The 12,604-nt window shown below is 51.6% G+C and carries 10 protein-coding genes and 1 pseudogene; 3 read left to right on the top strand and 8 right to left on the bottom strand.

Annotation, left to right across the window (positions count from 1 at the left end):
- Positions 1 to 50: 50 nt before the first annotated feature.
- Positions 51 to 593 carry a [protein ADP-ribosylglutamate] hydrolase gene (locus ACZ5TN_RS08215; protein ID WP_464917587.1) on the bottom strand — a complete coding sequence of 181 codons (543 nt, stop codon included), beginning with the start codon at positions 591 to 593 and terminating at the stop codon, positions 51 to 53.
- A 45-nt stretch (positions 594 to 638) separates the two neighbouring features.
- A complete protein-coding gene (locus ACZ5TN_RS08210) occupies positions 639 to 1,913 on the bottom strand; it encodes an amidohydrolase family protein (protein WP_011250842.1) in 1,275 nt (424 codons plus the stop codon).
- A gap of 202 nt (positions 1,914 to 2,115) precedes the next feature.
- Between ACZ5TN_RS08210 and ACZ5TN_RS08205 the strand changes: the two genes are divergently transcribed.
- A complete protein-coding gene (locus tag ACZ5TN_RS08205; protein WP_464916458.1) occupies positions 2,116 to 4,482 on the top strand; it encodes a transglutaminase-like domain-containing protein in 2,367 nt (788 codons plus the stop codon).
- Positions 4,483 to 4,542: 60 nt separating this feature from the next.
- Here the strand turns inward: ACZ5TN_RS08205 and ACZ5TN_RS08200 are convergent.
- The 3 genes and pseudogenes from ACZ5TN_RS08200 to ACZ5TN_RS08190 all read right to left on the bottom strand — a co-directional run.
- Positions 4,543 to 5,193, bottom strand: a pseudogene (locus ACZ5TN_RS08200) (glycerate kinase type-2 family protein); the annotation flags it as partial.
- Between the two features lie 114 nt (positions 5,194 to 5,307).
- A complete protein-coding gene (locus tag ACZ5TN_RS08195; RefSeq protein ID WP_011250845.1) occupies positions 5,308 to 5,571 on the bottom strand; it encodes a hypothetical protein in 264 nt (87 codons plus the stop codon).
- Positions 5,572 to 5,685: 114 nt separating this feature from the next.
- Positions 5,686 to 6,459 carry an S-methyl-5'-thioadenosine phosphorylase gene (locus ACZ5TN_RS08190; protein ID WP_011250846.1) on the bottom strand — a complete coding sequence of 258 codons (774 nt, stop codon included), beginning with the start codon at positions 6,457 to 6,459 and terminating at the stop codon, positions 5,686 to 5,688.
- A 115-nt stretch (positions 6,460 to 6,574) separates the two neighbouring features.
- Here ACZ5TN_RS08190 and ACZ5TN_RS08185 point away from each other — a divergent pair, with 115 nt between their 5' ends.
- A complete protein-coding gene (locus ACZ5TN_RS08185; RefSeq protein ID WP_011250847.1) occupies positions 6,575 to 7,303 on the top strand; it encodes a proteasome assembly chaperone family protein in 729 nt (242 codons plus the stop codon).
- Positions 7,304 to 7,313: 10 nt separating this feature from the next.
- A complete protein-coding gene (locus tag ACZ5TN_RS08180) occupies positions 7,314 to 7,697 on the top strand; it encodes a DUF473 domain-containing protein (RefSeq protein WP_011250848.1) in 384 nt (127 codons plus the stop codon).
- On the opposite strand, the gene nucS is transcribed toward ACZ5TN_RS08180, so the two are convergent.
- The 3 genes from nucS to ACZ5TN_RS08165 form a co-directional block, all read right to left on the bottom strand.
- Positions 7,694 to 8,452, bottom strand: a complete 759-nt coding sequence (nucS, locus tag ACZ5TN_RS08175; protein WP_464916457.1) for an endonuclease NucS — start codon at positions 8,450 to 8,452, stop codon at positions 7,694 to 7,696. The two genes, ACZ5TN_RS08180 and nucS, sit on opposite strands and share 4 nt — an antisense overlap.
- A gap of 34 nt (positions 8,453 to 8,486) precedes the next feature.
- Entirely contained in the window at positions 8,487 to 10,997 is a 2,511-nt protein-coding gene (gene radA / locus ACZ5TN_RS08170) for a DNA repair and recombination protein RadA (protein WP_464917586.1), read from the bottom strand.
- Between the two features lie 176 nt (positions 10,998 to 11,173).
- The gene (locus ACZ5TN_RS08165) at positions 11,174 to 12,190 is read right to left on the bottom strand and encodes a potassium channel family protein (protein WP_048053875.1); all 1,017 of its coding nucleotides are present in this window, start codon (positions 12,188 to 12,190) and stop codon (positions 11,174 to 11,176) included.
- Positions 12,191 to 12,604 lie beyond the last annotated feature (414 nt).

Here is a 12,604-nt window from a genome sequence, read left to right as displayed (position 1 = left end):
CACCACAGGACTACCAGAGGCATTTCATCCACGAACTTCCGGACCCGCCCTCAAACAGCTCTCAGAGCCCTCTCGTAATCCTTTTCCGAGTACAGCACAAGATAGACTCTCTCAACACTCCCAGCTTCCTTTCCGAACTCCTCTACGACTTCCTTAAAGGTCTCCACAACCTTCTCAAGCGGACAGCCGTAGATGCCAGCGCTTACCGCCGGGAAGGCTATCGTTTTGACTCCAAGCTCCTCCGCCTTCCTCAGCGCCCCGAGGATGGCCTTCCTCAGCTTCTCCTTCTTGTCCTCGTCCCAGATTCCACCGCAGTAGGGTCCGACCGTGTGGATGACGTAGCGGATGCCGTGTTTCTCCAGCCTCATCGCCGGCGTTACAACAACTTCCCCATGCTCGATGTGGTCCTTTCCAAGCTGCTCGCGCATGGCTTCCTTGCTTATCCTGATGTATTCCCTCGGATCGCCTGCGGCGGCCTTTGCTATGGCATAGGCAACTCCCCCACCGTGCTCAAGGTACTTGTTGGCGGCGTTGACTATCGCCTCGGCCGGAAAGCGGGTTATGTCCCCTTTAACGATCTCAAACTCTACCACGACTACCACCAGAGAAAATAGGAAAGAAGAGGATTTAACGCTAACTCAGGCGAGCTTTTCTGAGACTTTCTCGGCCTCGCTGATAACCTTCTCCTCGTCGAGGGTCAGAACTTCCCCGTCAAGCATCAGGATTTTTCCGTCTACTATCGTCGTCTCAACGTCGTTTCCGTTGGCAGAATAAACGAGATGGCTTATCACGTCGTTGATGGGCCTGAGGTGCGGCCTGTTGAAGTTGATTATGGCGATATCAGCCAGATAGCCCTCTTTGATTATTCCAGCGTTGAGTCTCAGTGCCTTTGCCCCGTTTTGCGTGGCCATCCTGAAGACCGTCCTGGCGTCCGCTATTGTGGGATCGAGGTTGTGAACCTTGTGGAGCAGGGCCGCGAGCTTCATCTCCTCCAGCATGTCGAGGTTATTGTTGCTCGCACTTCCATCTGTGCCAAGGCCGATGTTGACGCCAGCGTTTAGGAGCTTTTCGAGGGGCATGACACCGCTCGCGAGCTTCATGTTGCTTCCGGGGTTGTGGGCAACTGTAACGCCGTGCCTCGCCAATATTTGAATGTCCCTGCTGTCCAGCCAGACGCCGTGGGCTATTATGACGTCGTTTCCAAGGAAGCCGATGTCGTCGAGGAGGACGACGGGGCTTTTTCCGTAGCGCTCGGTTATCTGGCCTATTTCCGCCATCGTCTCGCTCACATGGATGGTTATGAGCTTGTTGTGCTCGCTGGCGAGTTTTCTGACCTCCTTCAGGAGAGCTATCGAACAGGTGTAAGGCGCGTGAGGCCCGAAGACGAAGTGGACTCTCTCGGAGTTTAGTTTCTCTATCGCCTCCATCTCGCGGAGGGCCTCCTTCAGCTCCTTCTCAGTCCTGTCTGGATCGCCGAGGTCTATCATGCCGTAGGAAAGGTATCCCCTTAAGCCAGCATCGAGGACGGCCTCTGCCACCTTGTCCATGTGGAAGTACATGTCCAGGAAGGTCGTAGTTCCGCTCCGGATCATCTCCAGAGCGCCCAGATAGGCACCGACTTTGACGTATTCGGGAGTGAGCTTAGCTTCTCTCGGCCAGATGTGGTTCTGGAGCCACTCCATCAGCGGTAGGTCGTCGGCGAGCCCCCTGAGGAGGCCCATCGGCGAGTGGGTGTGCAGGTTTATGAAGCCAGGAGAAACTACCCTCCCTGTGGCATCTATGACGGTATCTGCGGCCTCGTTTATGTTTCTTTCGACGCTTACAATCCTGTTGCTCTCGATGAGGACGTCCGCCCTCACAACGTCGAGGTTCTCGCCGTATATGACGTGGCCGTTCTTGATGAGAATGCTCATGGGGACCACCTTTTAACCCTTTGAAAAGTTCTGTTTCTGATGGAAGTTAAAAAGATGTTGGATTCAAAGAAACAGGAAAACGAAAACAATGATTTCCTGCATCCATCATAAAGGTCATTCAACCTTCGTTGTACAATACTTTGAACCTCCAAAAGATTTATATGAAACAAACCAAATTCACAATTAACTCCCGGTGAGAGTTATGGTGGACGATCTGCCATCTAAAGATCTACACTACCTTATAACTAGGGTCATAAATCCGATTCTAAACTCAATAATCGCCACATTGCACAGTGGCCCCATTGTACACTACAAGGATGGAACACTAGACGTCACGGAGTACCCAATCCCCAAGTTAATGGCCAAGTTTTTGGCGGACTGGAGAGATGAGCTGTGGTACAGGTACTCTAGAAAAAATCTTGGCGACGTCTCAGAGGACATCCTCCACGAGTACATAGAGACGATAAACTACGTATACCGCCGCCTTCACAGCGCAGATGAGGAAACTGCCAAACAAGTCGGAAGGGATCTGATACTCCTAGGACAGAAGATCGAGGAGTACCTCACCGGAAAAGTTGAGGTGTTCTCAGATTTCGTGTTTGAAGTCGAAAAAATCAGAAAAGGGCAGCCCACAAAAGCCGTGAGAGAACCCGCCGATAGAAATCATCCTGAAGAGACGGAAACAGCGGATGTTAACGAGGATAAGGATGTTAATGGCCCTTCAGGAGAAAAAGCCGGAGATTTCGGCGTCTGCCCAAGATGTGCAGCTTACGACGGCGATAGGAGCGAAAAGAAGCTTTATCAGTGCCCTCACTGTGGCGAGTGGTTCTGTGAAAAGCACGTTAAACCTGCTCTCGTGTTGACGTTCGACAGATATCAAGAACTCTGGAGAAAGCATCCTGAGTTGAGAGTGTTTCTAGAAGAGGAATGGCACCGTGAAGATGGTCACCCGTGCTACCCATACACAAAGAAATTCTGGGAAGGGTACGAGAACAAAAGGGAGAGCCTGTACGGTGCCAGGAGAACGTCTACTAGAACCGAAAAGAGGTTCATTCCCCAGAGGGAGCCTGTTAGAGTTCCATCGAGTTCTGGAACATGGAAACCCAAAGAGCGCACCCGCTACGAGGACGTGATAATAAACGTCAAAAACAGATTTAAAGATTGGGGCAGCATTTATGTAACTCCCAAGGAACTCCACATAGAAACTTCCAGAGTCAAAAAAGTACTTCCCCGTTCACCTTCAATCAGATTTGAAATCAGGGACGGAAAGCGGTGGGTCATCATCCCAGAGAGCGTCTACTCACAGGCATACACGCCGGAGAGGAAACATAGGGGGAGACAACATGGCAAATATGCTCTCATCGGAATCGCTCTCCTGATACTACTCCTGGCCGGCTATCTGTATTCCCGGGGAAGTTTCAATAACCTTGGGATACCCTTCCTCGGGAATTCGAGCGGTTCCTCCCAAGGAGCCAGCACCCACATACCAGAATACTCAGGTACTCAAACAATTGACAAAACCAATACTGCACCGATCTACTCTACGAGCACTCCAACGCATACATCAGAACAAGCACCACTAATAACCCCTGAATCACCTTGTTCGAATAGCTACTGGCGATATATTTTCCAAGACGCCCTTAAATGTGCTCTGACTGAAGAAGAACTCTCAAAAATTTCCAATCTCGCCAGCCAGTTGAAAGGAGAGAGTCTCCAGGAAAGCGCCTGGAATACTCTGGAGTGGCTCCACGAGAACATAGAGTACAACTATTCCAAAACCTCCCTCCCAGCACCGATTATCTGGACTTCCAACGGAAGAATAAGCAGAGTCGATGCAGCGCCGGGTGTTGAAATCCAAACACCCTATGAGACCATCCAGAGAGGAGCGGGCGTCTGCAGGGATTATGCCATCTTAACAGCTGCGCTCCTGTTCGAAATGAACTACTCTCCTGTTTACGTATTCAGCATTGAGTTCGAGAACTCGCCGATAGGACACGCGGCCGTGGCGATAAAGATCAACGGGGAGTACTTTATTCTTGATCAGCATCCACCCGTTATGGATCTGGGGACGTACTACACCGACTTGGCAGTCTACAGGCAAGAAACCCTTGGCGAGAGGCTATTCATTTCAAACGCTACTGTCTATGAGATAAGCAGGGATAAAAACGGCGCGATAGTTAGAGAAATCGGAATCCTATCAGCTGAAGACTTTAAGCAAAAGGATCACGTGTTCAGCCCTACAGACTTGATCAGAATATCCACAGATCTAAGGAAGATCCTTGAGGACAGATATCCCCATTTGATTTCCGACAAAAACATTGCCAACCTCGAAGAAAAAAGTTATTTACCCCCAGGATACTCAGACGGAAGGATTTGGAGATTAAACTTCCCCCACTACGCGGACTACTACAACCCCGTCTTTCATGAGCAATTCGTGGAATACATGCTTATGGCTCTTACGAACGATGAGAACGTCAAGAGCGACTTGAAGAAATTCAACAGGTTTTGGATCAAAGTTGAACAGGAAGCAGACTCGCTAAAAGTAACGCTAAACTTAGCCAAAAAATAATGCAAAATCAGAATGAACAAGCCCCCATCAATTGAGTCAACCAAAAACAAGAAAAACCTGCTAAAGAATCACCCCAATTACTATCGAGTTAACGTTAGTTCTCGTAGGACCAGTCACTACCAGGGCCTTAGCCTTTTTCAAAGCCTCGTAGGCGTTGTGGCTTCTCAGGTACTCCTCAAGGTCTATTCCCTCGTTTCTGAGGACTTCCGCAGTATGGCTGTCCACAAGTCCTCCGGCGGCATCCGTTGGGCCGTCCGTTCCGTCGGTGTCCATCGCCAGAACAGCAACTCCCCTAAGGCCCGAAATCTTTCTCGCTATGCTCAAAGCGAACTCCTGGTTCGGCCCGCCGAGGCCCGCTTTTCCTTCTATAGTCACCGTGGTTTCCCCACCGGCTATCAGAACACAGGGCCTCTCAAAGGGCCTGTTCCTGCGGTAGATTTCCTCAATGACTGAACCAAAAGCCAATGCAACTTCTCTGGCTTCCCCTTCAAGCGTGGTTGTGAGGATGTGGGCTTCGAGACCGAGCTCCTTAGCTTTTCTCTGGGCCGCTTCACAGACCAGGACGTTGCTCGCTATGAGGAAGTTGTGGACGTTTGGGAGGTCTTCCTTTAGAGTCTCCTCCGCTTTTCCCTCCAGGCCGAGCTCTATGTGGCGTTTTGCGCTCTCGGGGAGCTTTTCCCATAGGCCGTAGAGCTTGAGTATCCGGTAAGAGGCTATTTCCTCTACGGAGTGTGCGCTGTTGATGCATCCGGAGAGGACTACTGGGATAACTACCAACGACAAAATTATTGCCCACTTCAACTTCATTACTTCTCACTTCTCAGTTTAACCAACTTTCAAAAGCAGAGAGACCATGTAGAGTGCTCCAACGAACGCTATAAAGTCTAAAACAAAGTCTCTAATTTTGATCTCTCTTTGTTTTAATATAAACACCCTCTCAACTTCAGTAGCGATAGAAGCAAAGAGCGCCGCAAGCACAATTGCTAGCCATCCAAGAGTTTGATAGTATGCGAGAGCAAATGCCCATGGAAGGTTAATCAAAAAGAAAAATATATAACGGAGAGTGCGACTTCCAGTACGAGTGGCCACATCTCTTCACCCCTTGCAAGCTCCAATAGCAGTACATATTGCGGCAGCACCAGCCCCACATGCAACTCGTATATTTGTCAGAGTGTTAAATAATGAAAATTCAAACCATAAAAATCACACAAACATCGTCTTCAGCACATCGGCACAGCCGCAGTGCCTCTCCTCTGGGATCTTCGGGATGCCCTTCTTGAGGAGCTCCTGAACCTTGTAGTTGTTCTCGGCCATGACCTTGAGGACCTCCTGGGCATCTACCGGCTTGTCAGCCCAGACGTCGTAGTCGGTGACGGTCGCTATGTTGACGTAGCACATTCCAAGCTCGCGGGCGAGGTTTACCTCCGGGACAAGGGTCATTCCGATGATGTGGGCAAACTGGCGGAACATGAAGCTCTCGGCCCTTGTGGAGAAGCGTGGGCCCTCAATGCAGACGTAGGTGCCCTTCTCGTGGACAGGGAAGCCAAGCTCCTTAGCGGTCTCGTAGAATATCTTCCTCATCTCGGGGCAGAATGGATCGGCCATGGAGACGTGGGCAACGCGCGGCCCGTTGTAGAAGGTGTAGTCCCTCTTTTTGGTGAAGTCGATGAACTGGTCAGTTATGACGATGTCCCCGGGCTTGTACTCCTCGCGTAGCGAACCAACGGCCGTGATTCCGATAACCCTCTCGACTCCGAGCTCCTTGAGGGCCCAGATGTTGGCCCTGTACGGGACTTCGTGCGGCGGGAACTCGTGGTGCTTGCCGTGGCGCGGAATGAAGGCAACCTCAACGCCCTCGATCTCCCCTATTTCCACTGGAGCTGAAGGTCTTCCATACGGGGTGTGCACCTTAACGGTCTCCTTAGGCTCGAAGACGCCGTAAACTCCAGAACCGCCGATAATACCTATCCTCGGCATGGTCATCACCGTGTTGATTGGGCGCTTGGATAATATAAGGGTTGCCTTTCCAGTGGAAACCAAACTCCGAAAGTTTAATAACCTTTGGAAACTAAAGTTTTCCGGAGGTGAGAGAATGGAGAACGGGAAGCCGGTCAAGCTCGTCCTGCCTGAGGTCAAGAACCCGATTCTCATAGAGGGCTACCCCGGGATAGGCCTCGTGGGTCATATAGCGGCGAACTTTCTGGCGAAGGAGCTGAAGATGGACATGATAGGCTACGTAGAAAGCCCGTTCTTGCCGCCGATGGCCCTGATCCTTGAGGGGAAGCCGAACCCGCCGCTGAGGTTCTACGGAAAGGACAACATCATAGTTGCGGTAGCGGACATCTACGTCCCACCCACGCTCGTCAACGAGATAGCCAAGGAGCTTGTGAACTACCTGAGCGAGATGAAGGCCGAGAAGGTAATTTCGATGGGCGGCATAGGGATAGGCTTCTTCAAGGAGCAGCTTGAGGTCTGGGGCGTCGGTTCCAGAGATGAGCTCAACAAGGAGCTTGAGGAGAAGGGGGTTAAGATACTCCAGTACGGCTCGATAATGGGCATGAGCGGGAAGCTCCTCTGGGAAGCTAGCAGGAAGGGCCTGAACGCCTACGCGCTAATGGGTGAGACCTTCGGCGACAGGCCCGATCCGAGGGCAGCAGCAAACGTCCTGGAAGTAGTCAAGAAGCTCACCAGCCTCGACTTCAGCACTGAGCCTCTCCTCCAGGAGGCCAGGATGATAGAGGAGCAGCTGAGGAAGATGCACGAGCAGATGGAGCAGGCCAGACAGAGGGCCGAGAAGCAGTACGAGAGCCTGTACCTGTGAGGTGATGGCCATGGAGGCAGTGCTGATAGCTGGAATCGCAAGGAGGCTCCTCGACGAGCTTTTGAGGAACCCCTACCGGACAATCGAGCTCAGAAGTGCCAGAAACGTCCTCGCAGTTGAGAGGGCTATGGAAGACTTAAGGAGGCTATTTCTGACGTACGAACCGTTTGAAGACGTTAGAACAGGAACAGAAGGGCTAATAACCGAGTTAATAGAGGCCAGAGAGCTCAACATGAGAGTTCCGTGGGAGGAGAGCGATGAGAGGGAGGTGACCGTCTGCAGGGCGAGGGTGAAGCTCCTCGGCCTCGGGAGGGTCGTGGAGATGGAGAGAAGAGACTCCATAACAGTAGTCAAGGTTAGGGAGATGCTCCCGCAGGAGATGCAGATCGGCTAAAACAGTGTCTTCTGTCTGCCCTTCTTTTTGGAGTCTCTTTTAGGCGGTTCGAGCTTCCTGAACTCGAGGCCCTCCTTTTCCAGGAGTCTTTTTGCCCCAGAAGTGAGCGAGGGAGCAACGAGAATTCCACGGACTTTATCGCCGTACTCCTCTCTCAGAATCTCGACGTAGCTCTTGAGCTGTCTAACGGCATGGAGTTCCGCCCTCCTGCGCTTAAGCTCAAGGACAACTATATTCCCCTCACTGTCCCTTCCAAGGACATCAACGATTCCAGTTCCTATCGCCTTCTCCCTGAACAGCGGCTTGAAGCCGGGTTCTATGACCTCTGGATTTTCAAAGATAAGCTCAGCCATTTCGGCCTCGCTCCCCGTAAGGGCGAGCTCCTCGTAGTCCTCGGCGCGGAAGACTGAGGCCATGTAGACCTCTTCGAGCTCGACCTCAAGGGTCTCCTTAGGCTTTCTCCGTATCGAGACGAGGACCGGGTTCTCCCTCAGCTCCAGCCTCACCCTGCTCCCAGGTGGCTGCCAGTTCACGGGCTCGCGCTTCTTGCTCTGGTGAATGAGAAAAGAACCGTCGGGCTTGACTATGATAACCCTGTCACCGGAACCGAGCTCGCTCTTTGCTCTTCCATCGTAGTGGACCTTACAGCGGGCAAAAATCGTCAGCATGGCCTCTTCTAAGAGAGCTGAATTGACGAGCGAAACGAGTTCTTCGGTTGATGGTGATGTGATGACCGTTACTTTGTCCTTGGACATGGAAATGGGTAAAAGAAGAGGGTATTTAAAGCCTTCAGTCCTCGACACCTTTCTCGGTTATCCTGAAGACCGCCTCCCCCTCGGGAAGGTGCGGGCTGTCTATCAGGCGAGCGACCCTCTTTCCGGCCTTGCCCTTCCTGAGGTAGACCCTGAGAGTGGCGCTGTGGGCTAGGATGTGGCCGCCGACAGGCCTCGTAGGATCACCGAAGAAGGCATCCGGTTTCGCCTGAACCTGGTTGGTTACAAAGACCGCTATGTCATAGAGGTCGGCCAACCTGTGGAGGTCGGCGAGGTGCTTGGCGAGCTTCTGCTGTCTCTCAGCCAGCGTGCCTCTTCCCACGTACTCGGCACGGAAGTGCGCCATGAGTGAATCCACGACGAGAAGTTTTACAGGCCTGTCGCTCTCAGCCTTCTCCTTGATTATCTCCTCGGCCTTCTCGACGAGGAGCATCTGGTGGTTGCTGTTGAACGCCCTCGCAACGTAGATGTTCTTGAGGGTCTCCTCAGGATCGAGGCCGCGGTTTTCGGCGATCTGCTTTATCCTCTCAGGCCTGAAGGTGTTCTCAGTGTCAATCCAGATGACGGAACCGCCGAGACCACCTTCCTCGGGCGGCTTCTGAACCATGACGGCGAGTGTGTGGGCGAGCTGGGTGTTGTGGAGCACGAGACCGTTCGGTGCGATGAAGTTGTGGGTCTCTGGAATGACCAGATCGTAGACCCAGTCGTTGTAGTCAACGACCTCAACGGACGAGACTTCGTGGAACTCCAGCCTTCTCGCGAGCTCTATCGTTTCTAGGGCAAGCTTTGCAGCTCCTTCCAGCCTCTCGATCTCCAGGAGGAGCGCTGAAACAACTTTCTCCCTCAGCTCGGGCCTCTTTGGAAGTCCTCTCGTCCGGTAGTTCGCCACCTGCCTGGCTGTAAAGCCGTACTTCGTGATGGCCGTCCACGGGAACGGGAGCTCGGGTTTATCGCCCATTTCCAGTGCCTTTCTGGCCTCGGAAAGCTTCTCAAGGGCTTCCCTAAAGTATTCTTCTATCCTGGAGAGAGTCTTCTCGGTGAACCACACATTCCTGCTTCTCGTGAGTATGTGGTAAGCCGTCTCATTGTCCCTCTTAGGCAGTCTGAACTCCGAGTAGAGCTTTCCAAGGAACTTGCCCAGGGCGGGTGGATACCTGCCAACGCCGCCCTCGTTCATCTCGCCCGGCTTTATGCGGCTCTTCTCAAGGACTTTCTCGAAGGTCTTCCTGTCTTCACCCGTTATGTAGATGCGGTAGTAAACGCTTCCCTCGATTGTTTTCTGAGAGATCCTCGGAGTTATTCCAAGCCTCTTAAGTAGGAAGACAAGTCCATCGGCGAGCTCACGGCTCTTTGTGACCAGCTCAACTATTGACTCGGTTAAATAGCCATCCCCATCCAAGTATCCAGCCAGAAACGCCGCGATGGCAGATTCTCCAGCGTTCAGCACTCTCTCGGGAACGACTTTCGTTGATGCGTTTGACGTGGCAAGCTCACCGAGCCACTCGGCGGTCTTCTTTCTAAAGAGTATCCTGTAGAGACCGCGTCTTACCTCAACCGTCGGAGTGTAGCCGTCGTGATCTTCGATAAAAGAAACTATGAAGTCCTTAAGCTCCTCGGATCCTGTTGTTATGGAGAGCGGGTTCGAAGTACCCTCGGCAACGAACAGGCCGAGGAAGTAAGCCTCGGACTCCTCAATGGTAGCTGCGTTAGCAGGAACGCTTCTTATGCCAACGATCAGGTCACCCGGCTTGATCATGCCAGCTGGAACCCACTGGAGCCCGTTCCTGAAGACGAGAACCGGATGCAGTAGCGTGATCCTGAGGAGATATCCATTGGAAAGCCTTATCTCGGCAAGCTTCTCGACCTTTTCACGGTAGATGTAGGAGGCCTTCGTCCTCTTTACCTCACCTGTTTTAGGGTCAAATGTGTAAACCGAGACCGTTTCCAGTGGAACCGCGTAGCCGTTGTCGAATGGAACCTCTCTTCCGAGGGATGCGTATTTGTGATACATATCCTCGATGGACTCAAAGTGAACTAGCGTATCGTTCTCGTAGTAGACCTTGGTGTCCTTTGCGAAGCACTTTCCACTGCCGAACTCACCGAATACCTCCGTGATGGCCTGCGTCTCAATGCCGCCGCCCAGGAGCTTGTCGAGGGCTTTGCTTCCAGTGGAAATCTTGCCTATTGTGGTTCTCCTCTTCATGTACTCGTCGGCGCGCATGAAGGTTCCAATGTTAGCTGCCTCTCTTGCGGCCTGGATGATCTTGAGTGCGGCACCTTCGCTTATCCCCGCTATCTCCTTAAGCTCCAGCGGCGAGGCAACCGCTATTGCCTCTATCGTGTCGTAACCAGCCTCGCGAAGCTTTTCAGCGGTGGCAGGACCAACGCCAGGGAGATCCTCAAGAGCGGAGATTTTTTTCTCTGGCTTTGACTGCTTATCCGACGATGAAAGTGACTCTTCAACATCGAGCTCTTCAAACTCCTCAAGCTCTTTGACTTCATCTTCAACCTTCTTTTTGCGGGCCATCATCATCACCCAATACCTTTGATGTGGGTAAAACATGGGGAGGTTATATACTTTATGTCCCTCAGGGACTTGGCAATGAAACTTTTAAGAATTTCGTCCGATTCTAGAATCAAACTGTAAAAGACCCATATTTTACAATAGCAGCCAGGAAAGAATATTAAACAGAAAATAAGGGATTAAATGCCGTTATCCCCAACCTCCCGAAGGACTATGAGCTTTGAACCCTCTGGAACCGGGGAGTCAAGCCTTGGAACGAGCACTGGGCGGTTGGTGTAGTAACCCATCACGTACAAATTATACTTCCTCTGAACCAGCTCAAGCGCTTCCGAGTACTTCACACCCCAGACTTCTGGGAGTTCAACCACGGTGATGTCGTACCCTCCAAGGGAGCTTGTTATGTCGTCAATGACGTCCACAACTTCAGGCTCGATGACGGCGCTGGCGAGCAGCCTACCCGCTAGACCTCTGCTGAGGATAACCCTGTCGGCCCCAGCCTGTTTCAACAGGTCTATGCTGTCCGCGCTCAGGGCTTCCACGAACACCTTTGCACCGGAAATGCTCTTGACACGGAGGGTCACGAAGACCGACTTCGAGTCATCGTCGAGAGCCAGAACAACATGGGAAGCACTCTCGACCCGGGCCCTTTCGAGTGTCTCCTTATTGATGGGGTCACCTATAAGAACCTCGACTTCCTCTGGAAGCTCAACCTTCCTGCGCTCTTCTTCGTTAGGGAATACCACAACAACTGGCCTGTGGGGAACCTCTCCTCGGCCCATCGCAGAGAGTATCTCGTCCACAAAGCTGGCCACGCTACTACCCTGCCCGATTACAACGTAATGTCCCGAGTACCCAACACGGTGCATGCCCATCATCCTCCTAAGTGAGGAAGAAATTAGGAATTCAGCCAGAAGGGAAACGAGGGCCGTAAAAGTAGAGATGCCCGCGACCGCCGCAACCATAGCAACTATTCTTCCCGCCTCCGTCTGAGGGGTTATATCACCGTAACCTATCGTCGCCATGGTTATTACGGCCCAGTAGAAGGCAGTGAAGAAGTCCAGCCCTTCAAAGTACGCAAACAGTCCGGCAAAGACTAAGGAGAGAACTATCACAGCAGCACCTATCTGTAGGAGCTTGCTCCGCCTCACCCGATATCTAATCTTAACAAGCCTGCGGATTACAGTTATCGGTATCATCGTTGTGGTGTGCATGCAAGGGGTTAAAAACGTTGGGACGTGGTTAAGTGAACTTTAATGAACATAAGAATACCACTAGGCACAAGTTTTCCAGTGGAAACGGAACTCTTTTTCGATACTCATCGAAAAGACCCCCCAGAGTTTTATTTCCACTGGAACCAACTTTCGGAGAATGGATGGATTTGATGGCTTTAAACAACAGAAAGGGTATTTTTAAAGCGTCTGTGTCAATGTAAATATGATTTTGTTCATTTAAACTTTGTTCTTTCAGTATTTTTTCAATCTTACATCTTAATACCCGCTAATTATTGAACATTGTTTATGGAAAATTATAAATACATGATGGAAAAGAAAAAGTGGGAGTGTTTGCACCAAAATTCGATATTGAAAATGGGTGTAACAACGAAAGCTGCC

This window comes from Thermococcus sp. JCM 11816, assembly GCF_055396515.1.
Note: the sequence above shows the minus strand (reverse complement) of the source record. Positions and strands in the feature narration are given on the sequence as shown.